19 protein-coding genes, 1 pseudogene and 1 riboswitch are annotated in these 22,863 nt (G+C 73.6%); of the genes and pseudogenes, 3 read left to right on the top strand and 17 right to left on the bottom strand.

What is annotated here, in order from left to right; genetic code table 11:
- Positions 1–119: 119 nt before the first annotated feature.
- The 5 genes from ribH to rpe form a co-directional block, all read right to left on the bottom strand.
- Positions 120–629, bottom strand: coding sequence for a 6,7-dimethyl-8-ribityllumazine synthase (gene ribH / locus FHX71_RS09645; protein WP_182615731.1), 510 nt, complete (start codon positions 627–629; stop codon positions 120–122).
- The gene (ribB, locus tag FHX71_RS09640) at positions 626–2,062 is read right to left on the bottom strand and encodes a 3,4-dihydroxy-2-butanone-4-phosphate synthase (RefSeq protein WP_182615729.1); all 1,437 of its coding nucleotides are present in this window, start codon (positions 2,060–2,062) and stop codon (positions 626–628) included. Before ribB ends, ribH begins: the two co-directional genes overlap by 4 nt.
- Positions 2,059–2,682, bottom strand: a complete 624-nt coding sequence (locus FHX71_RS09635; protein ID WP_182615727.1) for a riboflavin synthase — start codon at positions 2,680–2,682, stop codon at positions 2,059–2,061. Before FHX71_RS09635 ends, ribB begins: the two co-directional genes overlap by 4 nt.
- On the bottom strand, positions 2,682–3,830 hold the full coding sequence (gene ribD, locus FHX71_RS09630) for a bifunctional diaminohydroxyphosphoribosylaminopyrimidine deaminase/5-amino-6-(5-phosphoribosylamino)uracil reductase RibD (RefSeq protein WP_246402443.1): 1,149 nt from the start codon (positions 3,828–3,830) through the stop codon (positions 2,682–2,684). Before ribD ends, FHX71_RS09635 begins: the two co-directional genes overlap by 1 nt.
- Positions 3,831–3,952: 122 nt before the next feature.
- A riboswitch (FMN riboswitch) is annotated at positions 3,953–4,087 on the bottom strand.
- 309 nt (positions 4,088–4,396) lie between these two features.
- Positions 4,397–5,059: a ribulose-phosphate 3-epimerase gene (rpe, locus tag FHX71_RS09625; RefSeq protein WP_182615725.1), complete on the bottom strand. Its 663-nt coding sequence runs from the start codon at positions 5,057–5,059 to the stop codon at positions 4,397–4,399.
- A 36-nt stretch (positions 5,060–5,095) separates the two neighbouring features.
- On the opposite strand from rpe, the gene FHX71_RS09620 reads away from it, so the two are divergent.
- Together FHX71_RS09620 and FHX71_RS09615 are read left to right on the top strand one after the other, a co-directional pair.
- A complete protein-coding gene (locus FHX71_RS09620; RefSeq protein WP_182615723.1) occupies positions 5,096–5,524 on the top strand; it encodes a DUF1761 domain-containing protein in 429 nt (142 codons plus the stop codon).
- 104 nt (positions 5,525–5,628) lie between these two features.
- Positions 5,629–6,153, top strand: coding sequence for a hypothetical protein (locus FHX71_RS09615; protein ID WP_182615721.1), 525 nt, complete (start codon positions 5,629–5,631; stop codon positions 6,151–6,153).
- Between the two features lie 40 nt (positions 6,154–6,193).
- On the opposite strand, the gene FHX71_RS09610 is transcribed toward FHX71_RS09615, so the two are convergent.
- Complete coding sequence (locus tag FHX71_RS09610) at positions 6,194–7,759, bottom strand: RsmB/NOP family class I SAM-dependent RNA methyltransferase (RefSeq protein WP_182615718.1); 1,566 nt, start codon at positions 7,757–7,759, stop codon at positions 6,194–6,196.
- A gap of 185 nt (positions 7,760–7,944) precedes the next feature.
- A pseudogene (gene fmt / locus FHX71_RS09605) lies at positions 7,945–8,877 on the bottom strand (methionyl-tRNA formyltransferase); the annotation flags it as partial.
- 172 nt (positions 8,878–9,049) lie between these two features.
- On the opposite strand from fmt, the gene FHX71_RS09600 reads away from it, so the two are divergent.
- Positions 9,050–9,820, top strand: coding sequence for a hypothetical protein (locus tag FHX71_RS09600; protein ID WP_182615716.1), 771 nt, complete (start codon positions 9,050–9,052; stop codon positions 9,818–9,820).
- On the opposite strand, the gene FHX71_RS09595 is transcribed toward FHX71_RS09600, so the two are convergent.
- The 10 genes from FHX71_RS09595 to carA form a co-directional block, all read right to left on the bottom strand.
- Positions 9,817–10,482 (bottom strand): HAD family hydrolase, encoded by a 666-nt coding sequence (locus FHX71_RS09595; protein ID WP_312876983.1) that lies wholly within the window; start codon positions 10,480–10,482, stop codon positions 9,817–9,819. The genes FHX71_RS09600 and FHX71_RS09595 overlap by 4 nt on opposite strands.
- The gene (locus FHX71_RS29720) at positions 10,479–12,986 is read right to left on the bottom strand and encodes a primosomal protein N' (protein ID WP_312876982.1); all 2,508 of its coding nucleotides are present in this window, start codon (positions 12,984–12,986) and stop codon (positions 10,479–10,481) included. Before FHX71_RS29720 ends, FHX71_RS09595 begins: the two co-directional genes overlap by 4 nt.
- Positions 12,987–13,074: 88 nt before the next feature.
- Positions 13,075–14,265, bottom strand: coding sequence for a methionine adenosyltransferase (gene metK / locus FHX71_RS09585; RefSeq protein ID WP_182615714.1), 1,191 nt, complete (start codon positions 14,263–14,265; stop codon positions 13,075–13,077).
- 58 nt (positions 14,266–14,323) lie between these two features.
- Entirely contained in the window at positions 14,324–15,565 is a 1,242-nt protein-coding gene (coaBC, locus tag FHX71_RS09580) for a bifunctional phosphopantothenoylcysteine decarboxylase/phosphopantothenate--cysteine ligase CoaBC (protein WP_182615712.1), read from the bottom strand.
- 16 nt (positions 15,566–15,581) lie between these two features.
- On the bottom strand, positions 15,582–15,917 hold the full coding sequence (rpoZ, locus tag FHX71_RS09575; protein WP_020015401.1) for a DNA-directed RNA polymerase subunit omega: 336 nt from the start codon (positions 15,915–15,917) through the stop codon (positions 15,582–15,584).
- Between the two features lie 133 nt (positions 15,918–16,050).
- Entirely contained in the window at positions 16,051–16,620 is a 570-nt protein-coding gene (gene gmk / locus FHX71_RS09570; protein WP_312876981.1) for a guanylate kinase, read from the bottom strand.
- A 31-nt stretch (positions 16,621–16,651) separates the two neighbouring features.
- Complete coding sequence (gene mihF / locus FHX71_RS09565; protein ID WP_020015403.1) at positions 16,652–16,963, bottom strand: integration host factor, actinobacterial type; 312 nt, start codon at positions 16,961–16,963, stop codon at positions 16,652–16,654.
- A 277-nt stretch (positions 16,964–17,240) separates the two neighbouring features.
- Positions 17,241–18,122 (bottom strand): orotidine-5'-phosphate decarboxylase, encoded by an 882-nt coding sequence (gene pyrF, locus FHX71_RS09560; RefSeq protein WP_182615709.1) that lies wholly within the window; start codon positions 18,120–18,122, stop codon positions 17,241–17,243.
- Positions 18,119–21,517: a carbamoyl-phosphate synthase large subunit gene (carB, locus tag FHX71_RS09555; protein ID WP_182615707.1), complete on the bottom strand. Its 3,399-nt coding sequence runs from the start codon at positions 21,515–21,517 to the stop codon at positions 18,119–18,121. The genes pyrF and carB overlap by 4 nt, the downstream gene beginning before the upstream one ends.
- The gene (carA, locus tag FHX71_RS09550; RefSeq protein WP_182618587.1) at positions 21,517–22,857 is read right to left on the bottom strand and encodes a glutamine-hydrolyzing carbamoyl-phosphate synthase small subunit; all 1,341 of its coding nucleotides are present in this window, start codon (positions 22,855–22,857) and stop codon (positions 21,517–21,519) included. The genes carB and carA overlap by 1 nt, the downstream gene beginning before the upstream one ends.
- Positions 22,858–22,863: the final 6 nt, after the last annotated feature.

Genomic DNA, 22,863 nt, shown 5'->3' with positions numbered 1-22,863 from the left:
CGAGGAAAGGAGCTGCAAGGACCGGGAGACGGTCAAGCCGCTCGCCCCACCCTCGACGTGCCGTCGTTCCACCTCGGCCTGGGCGGCGGCGTGGTGCCCGCCGCCGCCCAGAGGCCGGGTCAGAGGCCCCGCAGGCCCGCCGTCGACGAGAGGCTCTTCAGCGCCACTGCCGTCGCGATCGCGGCCTCGGCCGCCTCCGCGCCCTTGTCCTCCTTGGACCCCTCCAGGCCCGCCCGGTCGAGCGCCTGCTGCTCGTCGTCGCACGTCAGCACGCCGAACCCGACCGGCACCCCCGTCCGCACGCTCACGTCCGTCAGGCCCGACGTCGCCGCCTGGCACACGTACTCGAAGTGCGGGGTGCCCCCGCGGATCACGACGCCGAGCGCGACGACGGCGTCCGCCGCCGGTCCCCCGCCGACCCCGATCCCTGCCGCGCGGGCCGCGGCCACGGGCAGCTCGAACGAGCCCGGGACCCGCAGCTCCGTCCACTGCGCGCCCGACGCCACCAGGGCGCGCCGGGCGCCGGCGAGCAGGCCGTCCATCACCTGCTCGTGCCAGCTCGCCGCGATCACCACCACCCGCAGGCCCGTGCCGTCGACCATGATGCTGGGTGCTCCTGCGCCGCTCATGCGCGTGCTCCTTCGTTCTCGTGCTGGTTCTGGTGCTGGTTCTCGTGCTCGTTCTGGCTCTGGAGGTAGTTCTGGATCTGGTGCTCGCCCGGCGTGCCGATGCTGTGCCCCAGTACCACCCGCTTGGTCTCCAGGTACCGGTGGTTGTGCACCCCCTGCCCCACGACCAGCCCCCGTCGCCCGACGACGTCCGTGCCCGCCGCGCGCAGCCCCGTCACCTTCTCCGGGTTGTTCGTCAGCAGCGTCACGCGGTCCAGGCCGAGGTCCGCGAGGATCGCCGACGCCGCGCCGTACTCCCGCGCGTCCACCGGCAGGCCCAGCTCGACGTTCGCCTCCACGGTGTCCAGCCCGAGGTCCTGGAGCGCGTACGCCTGGATCTTGGCCGCCAGGCCGATCCCCCGGCCCTCGTGCCCGCGCAGGTAGACGACGGCGCCGCCCTCGGCCGCGACCGCCTCCAGCGAGGCCTCGAGCTGGGGTCCGCAGTCGCAGCGCAGCGAGCCGAGCCCGTCGCCGGTGAGGCACTCGGAGTGCACCCGCACGAGGGCACTGTGCCGGCTGCTGTGCTCGTCCCCCTGCTCGTGCCGGGCGCCCCGCCCCGCCGGGACCTCGGGTGTCAGCGCCAGGTGCTCCGCACCGGTACGCAGGTCGCGGTACGCCACCACCCGGAAGTCGCCGTGCCGTGTCGGCAGGGCGGCCACGGCGACGCGCTCGACCCAGGGGCCGAGTGCGCTCTCCGGGCCGATGCTCTCCGGGTCGTTCTCCGTCGAGCCCGCCGGCACCACCGGGTCGTGCTCCGTGCGCCACGCCACGAGGTCGCTGACGGTCAGCAGCACGAGCCCGTGCTCCTCGGCCAGGGCCAGCGCCTCGGGCAGCCGCATCACCGCGCCGTCGTCGCGGACCAGCTCGGCGATGCCGCCCACCTCGCCCGCCACGCCGGCCAGCCGCACCAGGTCCACCGCCGCCTCCGTGTGCCCCGGGCGCTCCAGCACACCGCCGGCCCGGGCCCGCAGCGGCAGCACGTGCCCGGGCCGGATCAGGTCCCGCGCGCCCGACGCCGGGTCGCCGAGCACGCGCAGCGTGAGCGCCCGGTCCGCGGCCGAGATGCCCGTCGAGACGCCGACGGCGTCCACCGACACCGTGTACGCCGTCCGGAGCGGGTCCTCGGTGTTCGGCACCATCAGCGGCAGCTCCAGGGCGTCCGCCCGGTGCGCCGGCATCGGCGCGCACAGGTACCCCGACGAGTGCCGCACGGTCCACGCGACCCACTGCTCCGTCGCGGTGCCCGCCGCCAGCACGACGTCGACCTCGTTCTCCCGGCCGGCGTCGTCCGCCACCAGCACGGGACGACCCGCGGCGAGCTCGGCGAGGGCACGCTCCACGCTGCCCGTCACGATCCCCGGAGCGCTGACGGCGCCCGTCTGCCCGCCGGTCATCGGACCGCTCCCGCCGCCATCAGGCGTTCGACGTACTTCGCGAGCACGTCCACCTCCACGTTGACCGCGTCCCCCGGGGCCAGGCGGCCCAGCGTGGTCGCGGCGAGCGTGGTCGGGATCAGGGAGACGCCGAAGCCGTCGTCGGACACCCAGGTCACCGTGAGGGAGACGCCCGACAGGGCCACCGAGCCCTTCTCCGCGACATACCGCGTCAGGGCGGCGGGCGCCGAGAACTCGAGGTCGTCCCAGCGCGGGCCGGGCGTGCGCCGCACGAGCGTCGCCACGCCGTCGACGTGCCCCTGGACCACGTGCCCGCCCAGGCGCCCGTTCGCCGGCAGGGCCCGCTCCAGGTTGACCTGGGCGCCCGGGACGAGGCCGCCCAGGGAGGTGCGCCGCAAGGTCTCCGGCATCACCTCGGCCACGAACGCACCGTCCGCCACGGAGGTGACGGTCAGGCACACGCCGTCGACGGCGATCGAGTCGCCGGGGCGCGCGTCGGACGTGGCGAGCGGCCCGGAGACGGTCAGGACCGCGTCGGGCGCGGTGCCCGCGGGAGTGTCGGCCTCCGGCCGGACGAGCGCGACGACGGAGCCGAGCTCCTCGACGATTCCGGTGAACATCAGATCTCCTCCTGGGTCTGCCGGGCGGGCCGGCCGGGCTGCGTCTCTGTGGGATGCGCTTCTACGGGCTGTGCTTCTACGAGCGGGGTTTCTCGGGGCTTGAGCCGCCGGGCGACCAGCAGCATGTCGTCGCCCAGCCGGGTCACGTCGTCGGTGGCGAACCGGGCGGCCTCACCGATGGTGGTCACGCCGAGGTCGCCGACGGCGGTCGCGCCCGCGCCGAGCAGCACCGGCGCGACGTACGCGTGCACCTCGTCGACGGCGTCCGCGGCCAGCAGGGCGGTCGCCAGCGTGGGGCCGCCCTCCACCAGCAGGTGCCGCACCTCCCGGTCACCGAGCGCGCGCAGGGCGCCGTCGAGGTCGTGCCCGGGCAGCGTGAGCAGGTCGCCGCCGGGCCCGCGCAGGCGGGCGCCGTCGGGCACGACACGGTCGCCGAGGACCACCCGCAGGGGCTGGTGCTCGAACCGGCCGCCGTCGGTCCGGCGCGCGGTGAGGGACGGGTCGTCGGCCAGTGCGGTCCCCGTGCCGACGGCGATGGCGTCCACCTGCGCGCGGACGACGTGGGCGTGCGCGCGGGCCTGCGCGCCGGTGATCCACCGGCTGGTCCCGTCGACGGCGGCGACCCGCCCGTCGAGGCTGGTCGCGAGCTTGAGCGTGACGTACGGGCGGCCCGTGCGGACGGCGTGCAGCCAGGTACGCAGCAGCTCCTCGCCCTCGTCGGCGAGCAGGCCCGTGGTCACCTCGATCCCGGCGTCGCGGAGCTTGGTCGCCCCGCCCGTCGCGACGGGGTTCGGGTCGCCGACCGCGACGTGCACCGCGGCGACGCCCGCCTCGATCAGGGCGTCCGCGCACGGACCGGTGCGGCCGTGGTGCGCGCAGGGCTCCAGCGTCACGACCGCCGTCGTGCCGAGCGGGTCGATGCCGCGGGAGCGGGCGTCGGTCAGGGCCGCGGCCTCGGCGTGCGGCGTCCCCGCGCCCCGGTGGTAGCCCTCCGCGACGGTGCGGCCGTCGGGGTCCAGGAGCACGCAGCCGACGCGCGGGTTGGGCCCGTACGCCGGTCCCAGCCGTGCCAGCGCGAGCGCGCGGCGCATCGCCGCCTCGAGACCGTGCGGCGCTGTCGCCGTCTGACCGGTGGCTGCCTGATTCATGCCGTCCTCCCCGAGCGTCGGCGCTCCGGGGGTGGACGACGGGTACGCGGACAGGGAGCCCGAAGGCCCAGCCCGCGCGCACGACGTCACGACGTAGCACGCCCCTGGGGACGGCTCCGCCGCACGTGCATCCTCCCATCCGGACTTTCACCGTCGGTCCTGGAGTTCCACCAGGTCAACCGGCCCGTCCTTGCGGACGGACGCGGGTCGCGGACTATAACCGCCGGCTCGGAATTACACCGACCCCGGAGCACGTGTGTGCGTACTGCTGATCGCCAGCATGCCACAGCCCGCGCAGCCAGGTGCCATGGCCTGCGTCACACCCCGGCACCACCTGGGCCGCCGCGGCCCTGCTGCCGCGCGCCCGCATACCCGCCCGGACTCCCCCGCTCGGGGCTCCGTGGTGACGTGACTCGTCGAGGTGCGTCGGTCAAACAACGCGCTTGGCACACTATTTCTACCCGAACGAACTAACCCACCCGGCTCCGTTGAGTGCTGGGTATTCGCCCTTTTTCGTGCGCGAGAAGGGCGAATACCCAGCACTCAACGAGGCGGGTTTGGTGGGGTCAGTGGGTGTGCTTGGCCGCCAGCTCGCGGAGCGTCGCGATCTCGGCCGGGATGTCCTCGGCCCCGTACACGGCCGAGCCCGCCACGAAGACGTTCGCGCCGGCGTCGGCCGCCCGCTCGATCGTGTCGCGGGACACTCCCCCGTCGACCTGGATCCACACGTCCAGGCCGGACTCGCTGACGGCCTGCCGGGCGCGCCGGATCTTGGGCAGCGTGCCGTCGATGAACGACTGCCCGCCGAAGCCGGGCTCGACCGTCATCACGAGGATCATGTCGACCTCGGCGAGCAGGTCGAGGAACGGCTCCACGGGCGTCGCGGGCCGCAGCGCGACGCCGGCCCGCGAGCCGAGCCGGTGCAGCTCCCGGGCCAGCCGCACGGGCGCCTGCGCGGCCTCGGCGTGGAAGGTGACCGACGCCGCCCCCGCCTCCGCGAACGCCGGCGCCCACCGGTCCGGGTCCTCGATCATGAGGTGGGCGTCGAGCGGGATGGGCGACACCTTCGCGAGGCGCTCGAAGATCGGCAGCCCCAGCGTCAGGTTCGGCACGAAGTGGTTGTCCATGACGTCCACGTGCGCGTAGTCGGCGGTGGCGATCTTGCCGAGGTCGCGCTCCAGGTTCGCGAAGTCGGCGGACAGGATGCTGGGGGCGATGAGTGCTGCCATGATGCCAGCCTAGAGGCCGACGGACAGGGAGCACCGATGATCCCCGAAGTGAACTACTGGGCTGTGATCGTGGCGACGCTGTCCACGCTCGTCGTGGGCTCCGTCTGGTACACGCCCCGGGTGTTCGGCACCCGCTGGATGCGCCTGGCGAGGGTCGACCCGAAGGCCGCGCAGGCGGCGGGCATCTGGCCCATCGTCGTCACTGTGATCGTCAGCTTCCTGACGGCGTGGGTGCTCGCCGGCGCCGTCTACATCTCCTGGGTCTTCTACGAGGGCAGCTTCTTCACGGCGTCGGTGGTGACCGCCGTGCTGCTCTGGATCGGCTTCACGGCGGCCCGCTTCATCACCCACGACGCCTTCGAGGGCCGCCCGCCCGCGCTCACCACCCTGAACCTGGCCCACGAGCTGGTGACGATCCTGGTCATGTCCGTGATCATCGGCGTCTGGCCGCCGGCGGGCGTGTAGCCGAGCCTTCCAGCCGCACCTCCAGCGACCAGGTACCAAAGTTCACCCAGGCTCCGCCCGGGAGCATCTGACCCGGACGTCGGACGGCGCGCTAACGTCCGGCCATGGTCAGCAAGCCGGACGGCAGCCACGGATGGTTCCGCAGGTTCTACGACGAGACCTACAACCTCCGCACCATCAGCACCAGGCGGCTCTGGTTCAACGCGTTCCTCTTCCCGTGCTGCATCGTGCTGGGCATCCTCCTCATCGCAGATGTCCACGGGGACCGGCAAGTTCTGGAGTCGCGCGGTGTCGTCGTCGATGCGGTTGTCGTCGAGCGCGGCGACAACCTGAAGCTGGAGATTCCCACGGGCGACAGAGGGCCAGCGACCTACGTGCCCCGCCCTGACGATGCGCTTGCCGTGGGCGACGTCGTCACCGTCCGCTACGACCCCCTGGACCCCACCAACTTCGCTCCCACCATGGAGAGCGGCCTCGGCGGTGCCATGGCGAGCTTCGGAGCCGTCCTGATCATCCTGGCGGCGCTGTGGTCGTTTCAGGTCGTCGAGCTGATCGGGCGCCTGGCAGGACGCCGACGACGCCAGCCTCGCAACGTCGGCTTCAACTTCACGCCCCATTTCACCGACTGAATCTCACCGGGTGACCGGGCCGAACATCGACCTGACGCTGCTACGCCGTGCGGCGCAGCAGCGTCAGGTGCATCGCGTCCGTACCGTGGACGTGCGGCCAGAGCTGCACGTCGTCGCGTTCGGCCAACGGGATGTCCGCGCCCGGGCGCAGCGCGGACCGCACGGCGGCCGGGGTGTCGAGCCGCTCGACGTCGCCGCGCTTCTTCAGCACGTCGGTGACCACGAGCTGCGTCTCGGCCAGGTGCGGCGAGCACGTCACGTAGGCCACCACTCCCCCGGGCCGGACGGCGTCCAGCGCCGAGGCGAGCAGCTCGCGCTGCAGCCCGGTGAGGGCGGCGAGGTCCGACGGCGTCCGCCGCCACCGGCTCTCCGGCCGACGGCGCAGCGCGCCCAGGCCGGTGCACGGGGCGTCGACCAGCACGCGGTCGTAGGCCCCGGGCTCCTCCGTGCCGACCTCGCGGCCGTCGCCGGTGCGCACCTCCTCGACCGCGCCGTCGGGCAGCGCGGCCAGGGCGCCCCTGACCAGGCGGGCCCGGTGCGGTGCCACCTCGTTGGCGACCAGGGCCGCACCCCGCTGCGCGGCGAGCGCGCCGAGCAGCGCGGCCTTGCCGCCCGGGCCCGCGCACAGGTCCAGCCAGCGCTCGTCCCGGCCCTCGACGGGCACGCCCGCCAGGGCGAGCGTGACGAGCTGCGACCCCTCGTCCTGCACGCCCGCGAGGCCCTCGCGGATCGCCGGGATGCCGGACGGGTCCGAACCCTCCAGGCGCAGCGCCGTCGGCGCCCAGCGGCCCGCGACCAGGTCGACGTCGCCCCAGGCGTCCTCGTCGGAGGCCTCGACCAGCCCGGGGCGCGCCACCAGGGTGACGCGCGGGGCGGCGTTGTCGGCGGCCAGCAGGTCGGCGAGCTCGTCCACGCCTCGCTCGTTGCCGGCCAGCGCCTCGCGCAGCGCCCGCGCGATCCACAGAGGGTGCGACTCGGCGAGCGCGAGACCCGTCAGGGTGTCGGGCGCCTCCTTCTCGAGGATCGACAGCCACTCGTCCAGCGGCCGCTCCGACACCCTGCGGAGCACGGCGTTCACCATCTGCGCGGGACCCGCACCCACCCGGTTGCGGGCCAGCCCGACGGTCTCCGAGACGGCCGCGTGCCCGGGCACGCGCATGCCGAGGAGCTGGTGGGCGCCGAGCCGCAGCACGTCGAGCAGCGCCGGGTCGAGGCCCGGCAGCGGGCGGTCGACGCACGTCGCCAGGATCGCGTCGTACCGGCCGCGCAGGCGCAGGGTGCCGTAGGTGAGCTCGGTCGCGAAGCCGGCGTCACGGCCGCGGATGCGCCGCTCGCGCAGCAGCGGCGGCAGCACCAGGTTCGCGTAGGCGTCGGACTCGTCGACCTCGCGGAGCACGTCGAACGCGGCCATCCGCGCGGGGTCGGTGCGCTTGCGCCGCTCCGACGGGGCCTGCGACGTGCGGGACCGGTCGCCGCGGGACCGCGACGCGGAGCGCTGCCGGCCCGCGGAGCTGCGCCGCTCGTCGCCGAAGCCGCGGTCGCCGTCGCGCCCGCCACTGCTACTTCCGCCGCCGCTGCCGCCGCGGTCGCCCTCGTAGCCGCTCATGCGGACACCTCCGCCGTGCCGGCGGCGCCTGCGGGCGTCGTCCCGGCTGCCGGGCCCGCCGTCGGCGAACCCGCCGTCGGCGAACCCGCCGTCGTTGCACCTGGCTGCGTCGAAGCTGCCGGAGTCGAACCTGCTGCCGTCAGAGCTGCCGCCGCACCCGCCGTCGGCGCGCCCGCCGTCAGGCCGCCGAGCACGAGACCCTCCTCGACGAGCGCGCGGCCACCGCCCCGGGCCCAGTCGGGCGCGGGCATCGCCTTCTTGCCGACCGGGCGCACCTCGCCGAGCGCGACGGCGTGCGTCGCCGTCCCGACCAGCACCTCATGCTTGTGCGCGCGCACCTCGCCGGCCGTCAGGTCGGTGACCTCGGGGCGCGGCGAGACGGGGCCGAGGCCCAGGCGGGACCCGTCGGGCAGCACGGTCCACGCGCCGGGCGCGGGCGTGCACCCGCGCACCAGCCGGTCGACGGCGAGAGCGGGGTCGGTCCACACCACGCGGGCGTCGTCGGTCGTGAGCTTGGGCGCCACGGAGATGCCGTCGGCGGGCTGCGCCTGGGGCTGGAGGGTGCCGTCCTCCAGGGCGTCGAGCGTCGCCACCAGGAGCTCGGCGCCGGAGACGGCGAGTCGGCCCAGCAGGTCGCCCGAGGTGTCGGTGGGCCGGATCGTCTCGGTGGCCGTGCCGAGCACGGGGCCGGTGTCCATGCCCTCGTCGAGCAGGAAGGTGGTGGCGCCGGTGACCTCGTCACCCGCGATGACGGCGCGCTGCACCGGCGCGGCGCCGCGCCAGGCGGGCAGCACCGAGAAGTGCAGGTTGATCCAGCCGAGGCGGGGAACGGCCAGGACGGCCGGACGCAGGATGTGCCCGTAGGCGACCACGGGGGCCGCGTCGATCTCGAGCTCGGTGAGCATCGCGACGAACTCGTCCCCGCGCGGCACGTCCGTGATGACGCGCAGGCCGGCCTCCTCGGCCCGGGCCCGGACCGGGCTCGGCGTGAGCTTGCGGCCGCGGCCTGACGGCGCGTCGGCGCGGGTCAGGACGGCCACCACCTCGTGGCGCGAGCCGAGCAAAGCCTCCAGCGAGGCGACTGCGGGTTCAGGGGTTCCTGCGAAGAGAAGACGCACCGGGTCAGTCTAGGTGTGCGCCAGACGTGCGGCCCTGTCGGGACTGCTCGGTCGTGGTGGCGCGGTCGGGGCGGCGAGCTCGGGGCGGCTCGGCCTGCAAGGTCGACGCGCTTCGGCACACAAACTCGGCACACATGCCCGGTACCAGGTGCCGCACCGTTGGAGGACCCCGATGCGCCGATCCACGCTCGTCCCAGCAGGGCTCATCACGAACGTGCTGAAGGCCGTGCTCGCGGTGGGTCTCTCAGTGGGGCTCACGACAGGGTGCGCGGCGGGCACGCCGGGCGCGGGCCCCGACGACGCCGACCCCGCCAACCCTGCCGACCGCGCCGACCGGAGCGACGGAACAGGCACGGGATTCGCGGAGGTGCTCGCCGGGCCCGCCCCCACCGCCGACTACGCCTGGTACCCGGAGACGGTCTCCGCGGCCCTGCCGTCGGTCCGGTACGCCGACGGCGGCGAGGCGCACGCCTCCGAGCTGGCCGCGGTCGGACGGTTCACGAGCTGGGCGGCCGGCGAACCGGGGCACCCGAGCATGGAGGAGATCGACCTGACGTTCGCAGTCGACGAGGTCGTCGAATCGCTCGGCGACCTGACGATGCTCGAGGGCACCACGGTCACGGTGCACGTCGCCGTCGACGGCTCCGCCGACTCCGACACCGACACAGACCGGATGGCCGAGGAGCTGCTCGCGCTGGACGACGTCGTGCTGTTCCTGAACCACGTGGGACCCGAGCCGTGGCCGCCGCCGGAGTGGGTCGTCGTGTTCGACAACACCTTCCTGGGGGACGTGCACGACGACGGCACCATCACCTGGCCCGTGGCAGAGGCGATCGCGGCGAACAACCCCGCCGACTCCCACCCGGAGGCCGACGTGACCACGCTCGACGAGCTGCGGGCAGCGGCTGGAGCGGCGTCCGAAGCAGCGGCAACGGCGGGCTAGCCGGCTACGGGGAGCCCCAGCGCGCGCAGGTCCCTGCGCAGGGCCTCGGTGTCCGTGAACACCACGCCGTGGAACCCGACGCCGCGCGCCGCGTCCACGTTCACGTGCTTGTCGTCCACGAACACGGCGCGCGCCGGGTCGACGCCGAACCGCTCGGCCACGAGCTCGAAGATGCGCCGGTCCGGCTTGGCCATGCCCTCCCGGCCCGAGACGATGACGTCCTCCATGAGCCCGATCGCCGGCGCGGCGGGCTCGGCGCTGTGGAAGGTCTCCGCCTGCCAGTTGGTCAGCCCGTACAGCCGCAGCCCCAGGCCCTTCAGCTCCGCGACCAGCTCCGCCGAGCCCTCGATCGGGCCCGTCAGCGACAGCTCGTAGTGCTCGACGTACCGCCGCAGGTCCTCGACGTGGTCGGGGTGGGTGCGCGCCACGCGCTCCAGGAGCACGGAGTAGGCGGTACCGGCGTCGGCCGCGTGGTTGAGCGAGCCGAAGTCCACGGCCTCGAAGAACGCCTCGACCTCGGCCCTCGGGCGGCCCTCGTACGGACCGAAGGGGTCCCAGCCGATGAGCACGTTGCCGAAGTCGTACACGACGGTGTCGATGGCGGTCTCGTCGGTGGCGGGTGCGTCGACGACGGTCTCGGTCGGGCGGTCGGCTGCGGTCACAGCATCTCCTTCGGGTCGAGCTGAACACGGACGGTGCCGCCCTCGCGGCGCGCGGAGCGGACGGCCAGGCTGGCCTTGAGCCTACGGGCGAGCTCGTCACCCTGGGCGAGCGGTACGCGCAGCACGGTCCGCACGGGCAGGTCGAGCGCCTGGAAGCTGATCGCGCTGCTGCCACCGCTGCCACCACCACTGCTACGACCACTGCCGCCGCTGCTCCGGCCGCTCCCGGCCCCGTTGCCCGGCCCGCCCCGTCTGCCCGACGGCGCCGCGGTGCCACGCCCACCCGGACCCCGGCCGCCCGACCCCCGCCCCGGGGTCTCCGGGTCGAGCTCGACGGGTCCGAGCACGCCCGAGCCCGCGCCCAGGTCCTCGCGCAGCCCCACCCGGCCGACGACGGCGTCCACCGCCGGCCGGTCGCCCGTCACGGCGGCGACCCGCACCGCGGGCGGCAGGTGCAGCTCGGCACGCTCGTCGAGCTCGCGCTCCGCGAAGCCCGCGGGGTCGAAGCGCACGAGGGCCTGGGTGGGCCCGGGGGCGCCGTCGCCGACGAGGAGCACCTGGCCGCCCGGCCCGGGCCGGACCAGCCCGGCCGCCGAGAGCCAGCGGTGCAGGGCCTCGGTACCCGCCGCGAGGCCGGTTCCGCCGGTCATCACGGCGGCGTCGAGCAGGAGGGCGATGGCGTAGCCGCCCTCGGCGACGGGCTCGGCCCCGGGGGTCGCGACGATGAGCGCGGGGGTGCCCGGGACGGCGTCGATCACTCCGCCCGGCGCGGACGCCGCCGACAGCCGCACCGGCACCCCGGTAAACGCCCGGCCGAGCTCCTCCGCGGTGCGGGCAGAGCCGACGCGGACGGAGCGCAGGCCCGTCCACCCGCACTCCTCGCAGCGCCAGCCGCCGGCCAGCCGGCCGCACCATGTGCACTGCGGTGCCCCGTCCGCGTGCGGCAGACCGAGCGGTCCGTGGCAGTGCGAGCAGCGGGCGGCGACCCGGCAGCGCGAGCACGCGACGACCGGCAGGTAGCCCGACCGCGGAACCTGCACCAGCACGGGGCCCCGGTCGAGGGCCTCGCGGGCGGCGCGCCAGGCGGCGGACGGCAGCCGGGCCGCGGCGGCCGCGCCCTCACGCGCGAGCTCGACGGACGTCAGCGCCCGCACCCGCGGCGCCCGGGCGCGCACGACGTCCCGGGGTGCCGCCAGCTCGCGCGCCCAGCCGGACGCGAGCAGCCCCTGCGCCTGCACGGTGCGCCCCGGGGAGCCCAGCAGGAACGCCGCGCCCTCGTGCTCGGCGCGCAGCGCCAGGACGTCGCGCGCGTGCGGGTACGGGGCGTGCGGCTCGGCCAGCGTCTCCTCGCCGTCGCCCCACAGGACCACCAGCCCCAGGTCCGCGACCGGGGCGAACATCGCGGCCCGCGTGCCCACCACGACACGCGCCGCGCCACGCAGCGCCCGCAGGAACGCCCGGTACCGGGGCGCGGGGCCGTCGTCCGCGAGCAGCCGCACGACGTCGTCCGGCGCGGCCCCGGCGCCCTCCAGGGCCGCCGTCACCCGCTCCACGTCCCGCGCGTCCGGCACGACGACGAGCACCCCGCGCCCGCCCGCCGTGCACGACCGCACGGCCTGCGCGACGGCGGCCGCCCAGTGCGGGGTGCCCGCTGCGGTGTCCTTGTCGGTGTCCTCACCAGTGCCTTCACCAGCGTCGACACCGACACCGGGCAGCGCCGACCACACGGCGCGCGGCGCCTCGCCGGACGCGATCCGCCGCAGGTACGCCTCTCCCCCGCGGTACGGCGCCCAGGCGGAAGACGACGGCGCGGGAGCGAACTCGGCGGCGGGAACATCAGCGGCAGGACCGTCGTCGGCAGCAGCGCCGTCAGCAGCAACAGCGGTGGGACCGTCGTCAGCCGAGACCTCAGCGGCCTCCGGCGCCGGCTCCTTCTCTGCCTCCTTCTCGACGCGCGCGTGGCGCGGCGGCAGGGCCAGGCGCAGGACGTCGGCGAGCGTCCCCGCGTACCGGTCGGCGACGGCGCGGCACAGCGCGAGCACCTCGGGGGTCAGCACCTGCTCGCCGGACACGACGCGGCGCAGCGGCACGAGCCGGCCGTCGTGGTCCGAGGTCTCCTGGCGCGCGACGACGTAGCCGCCGACGTCCTGCCGCCCGAACCTCGCCTTGATGCGCACGCCGGGCTGGGCCTCGTCGGCCATGGAGACGGGGACCAGGTAGTCGTACGGCTGGTCGAGGTGCGCGGGCTGGAGGTCGAGCACGACCCGCGCCACCGGCAGGTGCTCGGTGATGGGGATGCCGTTGGTCTCGGCGTTGTCGAGCGGGCCCCGGGAGCTCTTCTTGCCCCGGCTGTTTCCATGCTTGTTCCCCTGGGCCGCAGGAGCGCCGCCCACCTCGTCCAGCCCGAGCAGCGCGCCGTCCTCAGCGATGCCGTCGTCTGCCGTGTCGCCCACTGCGATGTCGCCCTTCGCGACGCCGTCCTCCACCGCCATGTCCCCGTTCACGTCCCTATCCCACCACGGGCCACCCACACTCCGCGGCGGGTGCGGAGCCTGGTCACGCGCGGTGCGCCCGACGTCGGGGCCAGAGCCCTCAGAACAGGCTGAGCAGGTCCTCGACGCGGTCGGTGCGCTCCCACGTGAAGTCGGGCAGGTCGCGCCCGAAGTGCCCGTACGTCGACGTGGCCCGGTAGATGGGGCGCAGCAGGTCGAGGTCGCGCACGATCGCGGCGGGCCGCAGGTCGAACACCTCGTGGATGGCGGCGGTGATCTTGGAGACGGGCACGGTCTCGGTGCCGAACGTCTCGACGTAGAGGCCCACGGGGTGCGCCTTGCCGATCGCGTACGCGACCTGCACCTCGCAGCGCCGCGCGAGACCGGCGGCCACGACGTTCTTGGCCACCCAGCGCATGGCGTACGCGCCCGACCGGTCCACCTTCGAGGGGTCCTTGCCGGAGAACGCGCCGCCGCCGTGCCGCGCCATGCCGCCGTAGGTGTCGACGATGATCTTGCGGCCCGTCAGGCCGGCGTCGCCCTGCGGCCCGCCGATCACGAACTTGCCGGTCGGGTTCACGAACTGCCGCGCGCCGGCCCAGTCGAGCCCGGCGGACTCCAGCACGGGCGCGATGACGGTCTCGGCCACCTCGACGTGCAGCTTCTCCTGCAGCACGTCGGCGTCGTGCTGGGTGGAGAGCACCACGGTGTCGACGGCGACGGGGCGGTCGCCGTCGTACCCGATGGTCACCTGGGTCTTGCCGTCGGGGCGCAGGCCCTGCAGCTCGCCGGACTTGCGCACGGCGGTCAGGCGCTCCGAGAGGCGGTGCGCGAGCCAGCCGGCCACGGGCATGTAGGCGGGCGTCTCGTCCGAGGCGTAGCCGAACATCAGGCCCTGGTCGCCGGCGCCCTGGGCGTCCAGCGGGTCGAGGTCGCTCGTGTCGTCGCGCATCTCCAGCGCCTTGTCGACACCCTGGGCGATGTCGGGCGACTGCTGGCCGATGGAGACGGACACACCGCACGAGTCGCCGTCGAACCCGATGGCGGACGACGTGTAGCCGATGCCGCGCACGACGTCGCGGACGATCTGCGGGATCTCGACGTACGCCTCGGTGGTCACCTCGCCCGCGACGTGCACCAGCCCGGTGGTGACCATGGTCTCCACCGCGACGCGCGACGTCGGGTCCTGCTCCAGCAGGGCGTCGAGGATGGCGTCGCTGATCTGATCACAGACCTTGTCCGGATGACCCTCGGTCACGGACTCGGACGTGAAAAGGCGCAGCTCGCTCATGGGACCCAGCCTACGGTCTCGCACAGTGGGAAGTCGATCCTGGCAGGTGAGACGGGTGTCACGGCAGCAGCTTGGTGACGGCGTCCCACAGGGCGTCCGCGACCTCGCGCTTGGTCCCGGAGGCCAGTCCGACGACGTCGCCGGCCCCGTCCAGGATGGTGACCTCGTTGCTCTCGGTGCCGAAACCGCGCCCGGAACCGACCGCGTTCACCGCGATCAGGTCGGCGCCCTTGCGCCGTGCCTTGGCCCGGCCGTGCTCCAGCACGCTGCCGGTGGCGTCGCCGGTCTCGGCGGCGAACCCGACCACGACCTGCCCGGCGCGCAGCCGCTCGTGCGCGAGCTCCGCGAGGATGTCGGGGTTCTCGACGAGCTCGATCGGCGCGGGACCCTGGCCGGGCACCTTCTTGATCTTGGCGTCGGGCGTGGCCGCCGGACGGAAGTCCGCGACGGCGGCTGCCATCACCACGACGTCGGCCTCCGCGCCCGCGGCGCGGACGGCGTCGCGCAGCTCGGCCGTCGACTCGACCTGCACGACGGCGCAGGCCTGGGGGCCGGTGCGCACCTGGTCGGTCACGTCGGCGGCGAGGTTGGCGGCCACGAGGGTCACCTCGGCGCCGCGCGCGGCGGCGGCCTGGGCCAGCGCCACGCCCTGGCGGCCGCTGGACCGGTTGCCGATGAAGCGCACGGGGTCGATCGCCTCCCGCGTACCGCCAGCGGAGACGACGACGCGGCGGCCGGCGAGGTCGAGGTTCTCGACGGGCACGGCCGCCGACGGGGTCTCGACCAGCGAGAGCGCCTCGCGTGCGATGTCCTCCGGCTCGGGCAGCCGACCGGGGCCGGTGTCCTTGCCGGTCAGTCGGCCCGAGGCTGGCTCGATCACGTGGACGCCCCGCTCGCGCAGGGTCGCCACGTTCGCCCGCGTGGCGGGGTGGTCCCACATCTCGGTGTGCATCGCCGGGGCGAGCACCACCGGGCACCGCGCCGCCAGCAGCGTGGTGGTCAGCAGGTCGTCGGCGAGACCCGCGGCGGCGCGCGCCATGAGGTCCGCGGTGGCCGGGGCCACGATCACGAGGTCGGCGTGCTGCCCCAGCGAGACGTGCTGCACGCCGGGGACGTCGTCGAACACCTCGGTGCTGACGGGCTCGCCCGACAGCGCCTCGAAGGTGGGGGCGCCCACGAACTCCAGCGCCGCGCGCGTGGGGATCACGCGCACGGCGTGCCCCTGCTCGCGCAGCAGCCGCAGCAGGAGCACCGCCTTGTACGCGGCGATCCCACCGGAGACGCCGAGGAGGATCCTCATCGGTGGTGTGGTGGGATCAGGCCGGGAACTCGGGCAGCGACTGCTCGGCCTTGGCAGCCGCGGCGGCGTCTGCCTGCGCCTGCACCTCGGCCGGGTCGACCTCCTCGATGGTCAGGAGGCCCTGGGTGATCTCGCGCATCGCGATGGAGAGGGGCTTCTCCTGGTTGCGGGTCTCGACGAGCGGGCCCACGTTCTCCAGCAGGCCCTCGTTGAGCTGCGAGTAGTACGCGTTGATCTGACGGGCGCGCATGGAGGCGTACAGCACGAGGCCGTACTTCGAGTCGATGCGCTCGAGCAGCTCGTCGATCGGCGGGTCGGTGATGCCCTCGGGGGCGGCGACGGTTCCGGCCATGGTGAAGCTCCAGAAGTCTTGGGGTGACGGGGGAAAGTCCGAGAAACGAGTCTACCTGCTCTGTCACTCGGGGGTGGCGGGCGCGCGGCTGTGCCGCCCGACACGATGGTCGGGCGAGCGGCGCGCCGCAGGGCTAGCCGGCGACGGGTGTGGTGGACCCCACACCCATGAAGGCGACGAGGGCGTCCGTGGCGCGGTGGACGTCGTCGTTCACGATCGTGACGTCGAACTCCTCCTCCGCGGCGAGCTCGACGCGCGCCGTGGCGAGCCTGCGCTCGCGCTCCTCGGAGTCCTCGGTGCCACGCCCGACGAGCCGGCGGACGAGCTCGTCGAAGCTCGGCGGGGCGAGGAAGACGAACCGGGCCTCCAGGCCCGAGGCCGTCACCGCGTCACGCACCTGGCGCGCGCCCTGGAGGTCGATCTCCAGGAGCACGGGGACCCCGGCGGCGAGCTTCTGCTCGACCGGTCGCCGTGGCGTCCCGTACCGGTTATGACCGTGCACCACCGCCCACTCGAGCATCTCGCCGGCGGCGACCATGCGGTCGAACTCCTCCGGCGACACGAAAAGGTAGTGCACTCCGTCCACCTCGCCCGGGCGCGGCGACCGGGTGGTCGCCGACACGGAGAGCCAGACCTGCGGATAACGGGCCCGCACGTCGGCGGAGACCGTGCCCTTGCCCACCGCGGTGGGGCCTGCGAGCACGGTCAGCCGTGCGGGATGTGTCGTACTGATCTCAGCCAAACCTCTCGATGAGCGCCGCCGACTGGTGCGGTCCGAGGCCTCGGACGCGGCGGGTCTCGGCGATCCCGATCTCTTCCATGATCGCCCTGGCCTTAACCTTACCGACACCCGGCAGCGACTCGAGCAACGAGACGACCTTGAGCTTGCCGACGACGTCGTCCTTCTGGCCCTGCTCGATGACCTCCCTCAGGGAACCTTGCGAGTACTTGAGCTTGTTCTTGATCTCCGCCCGCGCGCGTCGCGCCTCTGCTGCCTTCTCGAGTGCTGCCGCACGCTGCTCGGGTGTGAGGGGTGGTAGTGCCACGCAAGTCACCTACTCGTCTCTCGACCGGTCTTCTGACTCGGGGCGCCCGGTCCTCGCTCGGGCCTGATGCCCAAGTCCGTGACCTGCCCCGCAACCGGTCTGGTGTGAACTGCTGCATCGAAAGTAGCCATCGCCTCAACGGTCGGCAATCGCAGAACGCCACTTCGTGAAAACTCATGCACATGCGCTTTTAGGCAATTAGTACATTTCACAGCAAAGCGCCCTCGATCCGTAGGGATCGAGGGCGCTTTGTCCAACCCGAGGTGAAGCGCGAAAATCAGTTTCGCAAGGCCTTCGTCGCCTCCTGCGCGGCCGCCCGCGCGGCGCTCACCAGCGCCTCCGGGTCCGGTCCTGCGGCGAGCACCCCCCGGGACGACGACGCCAGCACGTTCTTCCGGGCACCGCCGAAGGTCGTGGCGAGCTCCCGCTCCCCCGCACCCTGGGCGCCGACGCCGGGGGCCAGCAGCGGGCCGTTCACGGCCACCAGGTCGGTACCCGTCGCGGCCACGGCGTCACCGATCGTGGCGCCCACCACGAGGCCCACCGAGCCCATCGGCTCGGCCCCCGCGTTGAGCACCGCCGCGTGCGCCGCCATGAGGGCGGCGACGGAGGTGCCATCTGTCTGAGCGTGCTGCACCTCGAAGCCCTCCTTGTTGGAGGTGAGGCACAGCACGAACAGACCCCGGCCCGTGGCCGTCGCGAGCTCGACGGCGGGGTCCAGCGAGCCGAACCCGAGGTACGGCGACACCGTCAGGGCGTCCCCGGCCAGGGGCGAGCCGTCCGCCAGGAACGCCTCGGCGTAGGCGCCCATGGTGGAGCCGATGTCGCCGCGCTTGGCGTCGACGATCGTCAGCGTGCCCGAGCCGCCGGAGCCGGTCGCCCGCGCAGCCGCGATCACCTCCTCCAGCACCCCGAGACCGCGCGAGCCGTGCCGTTCGAAGAACGCGGCCTGCGGCTTGAACGCCGCGACCTTCCCCCCGAGCGCGTCCACGACCCGCAGGGAGAACTCCCGCAGGCCGGCGACGTCGTCGGACAGGCCCCAGGCGTGCAGGAGCGACGCGTGCGGGTCGATGCCCACGCACAGCGGCCCGTGCTCGTCCATGGCGGCGGCCAGCCGGGCGCCGAACGGCGTGACACCGCCACCAGGAGTCGCGGTCACGCGTGCGCCCCCGCCGGGGATGCCACGACGCCCACCTGCGCGGCCGCACGGCGCGCCAGGGTGGCCTCCGTGTGCTCCTGGAGGCTCGCGACCTCGAACGGGCCCGCCAGGACCGCCTCGATGCCCTGCACCGCGGCCGCGAGCTGGTCGACCGTGGTCGCGATCGGCTTGTCGGCCGCCGTCGTCGCCGCGCGGATCTCGTACCCGTCCGCGCGGGCGCCCTGGCCCGACGGCGAGTTCACCACGAGGTCGATCTGCCCCTCGGTGATGAGCCCGACGACGGTGAGCTCGCCGTCCGGCCCGCGGCCCTCGGTGTGCTTGCGCACCTCGGTGGCCTCGATGCCGTTGCGGCGCAGCACGTTGGCGGTGCCGGCCGTGGCGAGCACCTTGAAGCCGAGCTCGACCAGGCGCTTGACCGGGAAGACGACGTGCCGCTTGTCGCTGTCGGCCACGGAGACGAACACCGTGCCCGACGTCGGCAGCCCGCCGAACGCCGCCGCCTGCGACTTCGCGAACGCGTGCGGGAAGTCCTTGTCGAAGCCCATGACCTCGCCCGTGGAGCGCATCTCCGGGCCGAGCACCGAGTCGACGACCAGGCCCTCGCGGGTCCGGAACCGCTTGAAGGGCAGCACGGCCTCCTTGACGGCCAGCGGCGCGCCCAGGTCGAGCGTGGCGCCGTCGTGCTCCGGGAGCACCCCGGCCGCCCGCAGGTCGGCGATGGACTCGCCCACCATCACACGGGCCGCGGCCTTGGCGAGCGGCGTGCCCGTCGCCTTGGAGACGAACGGCACGGTGCGCGACGCGCGGGGGTTGGCCTCCAGGACGTACAGGACGTCGCTCACGAGCGCGTACTGGACGTTGAGCAGGCCCCGGACGCCCACGCCCTTGGCGATGGCCTCGGTGGAGCGGCGGATGCGCGCGATCTCGGTCTCGCTGAGCGACACCGGCGGCAGCACGCACGCCGAGTCGCCGGAGTGGATGCCGGCCTCCTCGATGTGCTCCATGACGCCGCCCAGGAACAGCTCCTCGCCGTCGTACAGCGCGTCGACGTCGATCTCCATCGCGTCGTCCAGGAAGCGGTCGATGAGCAGCGGGGCGGCCAGGGTGCCGGGCGCGCCGTTCAGCGCGGCGGCCGCAGCACTCTCGGTCAGGGCCCGCTCCACGTAGCCGGTGAGCTGGTCCTCGCTGTAGACGATCTCCATGCCGCGCCCGCCGAGCACGTAGGAGGGACGCACGAGCACGGGGTAGCCGATGCCCTCGGCGACGTCGCGCGCCTGGGTCAGCGAGCGGGCCGTGCCGAACGCGGGGGCCGGCAGGCCGGCGTCGAGCAGGACCTGCCCGAAGAGGCCGCGGTCCTCCGCGGCGTCGATCGCCTCGGGGCTGGTGCCCAGGATCGGCAGGCCGGCCTCGGCCAGGCGCCGCGCCAGGCTGAGCGGCGTCTGCCCGCCGAGCTGGACGATGATGCCCTTGACCGGACCGGCGGCGAGCTCGGCCTGGTAGACCTCCAGGACGTCCTCGAAGGTCAGCGGCTCGAAGTACAGGCGGTCGGACGTGTCGTAGTCCGTGGAGACCGTCTCCGGGTTGCAGTTGACCATGACGGTCTCGTACTTGTCCGCCAGCGCGAGGGTGGCGTGCACGCACGAGTAGTCGAACTCGATGCCCTGGCCGATGCGGTTGGGCCCGGAGCCGAGGATGATCACGGCCTCGCGCTCGCGCGGCGCGACCTCGGTCTCGGAGTCGTAGCTCGAGTAGTGGTACGGGGTCTTCGCCGCGAACTCGGCCGCGCAGGTGTCCACGGTCTTGTAGACCGGGCGGACGCCCAGGGCGTACCGGACCTCGCGCACCGTGGCCTCGCCGGAGGCGCCCATGCCGCGCAGCCGCGCGACCTGGGCGTCCGAGAGCCCGTGCCGCTTGGCGTGCCGCAGCACGTCCTCGGTGAGGGTGGGCGACGCCGCGACCTCGGCCGCCACCTCGTTGACGAGCTGGATCTGGTCGAGGAACCAGGGGTCGATCTTGGTGGCGTCGAAGACCGCCTCCAGCGTGGTGCCGCCGGGCGTGCCGACGGACCGCAGGGCCTGCTGGACCTGGACCATGCGCTGCTCGGTGGGCCGCTCGATCTCCTTGAGCAGCGTCGCGAGCTCGTCGCCGGTCGGGGCGTCACCGTCCCAGTGGAACTGCACCCCGCCCTTGTCGATGGAGCGCAGCGCCTTGCCGAGCGCCTCCGTGAAGTTGCGGCCGAGCGCCATGGCCTCGCCCACCGACTTCATGGTGGTGGTCAGCGTGTCGTCGGCGGCCGGGAACTTCTCGAACGCGAACCGCGGCACCTTGACGACGACGTAGTCGAGCGTGGGCTCGAAGCTCGCGGGGGTCACCTTGGTGATGTCGTTCGGGATCTCGTCCAGCGTGTAGCCGACGGCGAGCTTGGCGGCGATCTTCGCGATCGGGAAGCCGGTCGCCTTGGAGGCCAGCGCCGAGGAGCGCGACACGCGGGGGTTCATCTCGATGACGATGATGCGACCGTCGTCGGGGTCGATGGCGAACTGGATGTTGCAGCCGCCCGTGTCGACGCCGACCTCGCGGATCACGGCGATGCCGATGTCGCGCAGCTTCTGGTACTCGCGGTCGGTGAGCGTCAGCGAGGGCGCCACGGTCACGGAGTCGCCGGTGTGCACGCCCACGGGGTCGACGTTCTCGATGGAGCACACGACCACGACGTTGTCGTCCTTGTCGCGCATGAGCTCCAGCTCGTACTCCTTCCACCCCAGGATGGACTCCTCCAGGAGCACCTCCGTGGTGGGCGAGTAGTGCAGGCCCTGGCCGACGATGCGGTGCAGGTCCGCCTCGTCGTAGGCCAGGCCGGAGCCGAGGCCGCCCATGGTGAAGGACGGGCGCACGACCATCGGGTAGCCCAGGATCTCGGCCGCCTTGAGGGCCTCGTCGATCGTGTGCACGATCTCGGAGCGCGCCGACTCGCCGCCGCACTTGGCGACGACGTCCTTGAACTGCTGGCGGTCCTCGCCCTTCTGGATGGCGGGGATGTTGGCGCCGATCAGCTCGACGCCGTACTTCTCCAGCACGCCCGCCTCGTCCAGGGCGATGGCGGCGTTCAGCGCCGTCTGCCCGCCCAGGGTGGGCAGCAGCGCGTCGGGGCGCTCCTTGGCGATGATCGTGGTCAGGACCTCGGTGGTGATGGGCTCCACGTAGGTGGCGTCCGCGAACTCCGGGTCCGTCATGATCGTGGCCGGGTTCGAGTTCACGAGGATGACACGCAGGCCCTCCTCCTTCAGCACGCGGCAGGCCTGGGTGCCGGAGTAGTCGAACTCGCAGGCCTGGCCGATGACGATCGGGCCGGACCCGATGACCAGGACCGAGGAGAGGTCGTTACGGCGAGGCATCAGTGGTTCTCCTCGGTGTCGTTCTGGGTCGTGTTCTGGGTCGTGCTGTGCGCCTTCAGGGCCGGCGGCCAGGCCGCCGGGTTCGTCAGGAGGCCGACGAAGCGGTCGAACAGGTACGCGGCGTCGTGCGGGCCGGCGGCCGCCTCAGGGTGGTACTGCACCGAGAAGGCGGGGACGTCGAGGCAGGTCAGCCCCTCGACGACCTGGTCGTTCAGGCCCACGTGGGACACGACGACGCGGCCGTAGCGGCCGCCGTCGTGCGGGGCGTCGGAGATCGCGGGCGAGCCGTCCTCGGCGAACACGGGCGCGTCGACCGCGAAGCCGTGGTTGTGCGCGGTGACCTCGACCTTGCCGGTCGTGCGGTCGAGCACGGGCTGGTTGATGCCGCGGTGGCCGTAGCCGAGCTTGTACGTGCCGTAGCCGAGGGCCCGGCCGAGGAGCTGGTTGCCGAAGCAGATGCCGAAGAACGGGATGCCGCGGTCCAGGACCGCGCGCAGCAGCTCGACCTCGTGGCCGGCGGCGCCCGGGTCCCCCGGGCCGTTGGAGAAGAAGACGCCGCGGGGGGCGTCGTCGGGCAGGTCCGCGAAGGCGGCCAGCACGTCGTCGATCGTCGAGGACTGCGGCACGACGACGACGCGCACGCCGCGCTCGGCCAGCCGCGCCGGCGTCATCGCCTTGATGCCCAGGTCCACCGCGACGACCGTCGCGACCGGGGTCTGCCCGGGGTTGTTCTCCAGCCACTCGCCGGACGGCTCGACCGTGTAGGCCTCCTTCGTGGAGACCTCGCCGGCGAGGTTCGCGCCCTTCATCTGCGGGGACGCCTGCACCTCGGCCACGAGCTCCTCGACGGGACGCGGGTAGCCGCCGCGCTCCAGGTCGTCGCCGGAGAAGATCCCGGCGCGCATCGTGCCCTCCTCGCGCAGGCGGCGAGTCAGGGCGCGGGTGTCGATGTCGGAGATGCCGACGACGCCCTGCGCGGCGAGCTCCTCGCCGAGGGAGCGCTGCGCGCGCCAGTTCGAGACCCGGCGCGCGGGGTCGCGCACCACGTAGCCCGAGACCCAGATGCGGCCCGACTCGGGGTCTTCGTCGTTCACGCCGGTGTTGCCGACGTGGGGCGCCGTCATGACGACGATCTGCCGGTGGTACGACGGGTCGGTCAGCGTCTCCTGGTACCCGGTCATGCCGGTGGAGAACACGATCTCGCCGAACGTCGTGCCCGCGGCGCCGTACGCGCGGCCGCGGAACGTGGTGCCGTCCTCGAGGACCAGCGCTGCGGATCGGGTGGACGTCTGGGGCGACGTAGGGGCGGACGTCGGGGCGGACGTGTCTGCGGACGTCATCGGGAT

The sequence above is a fragment of the Promicromonospora sukumoe genome (assembly GCF_014137995.1).
GTDB lineage: Bacteria > Actinomycetota > Actinomycetes > Actinomycetales > Cellulomonadaceae > Promicromonospora > Promicromonospora sukumoe.
This window is presented reverse-complemented; position numbering and strand designations above follow the sequence as displayed.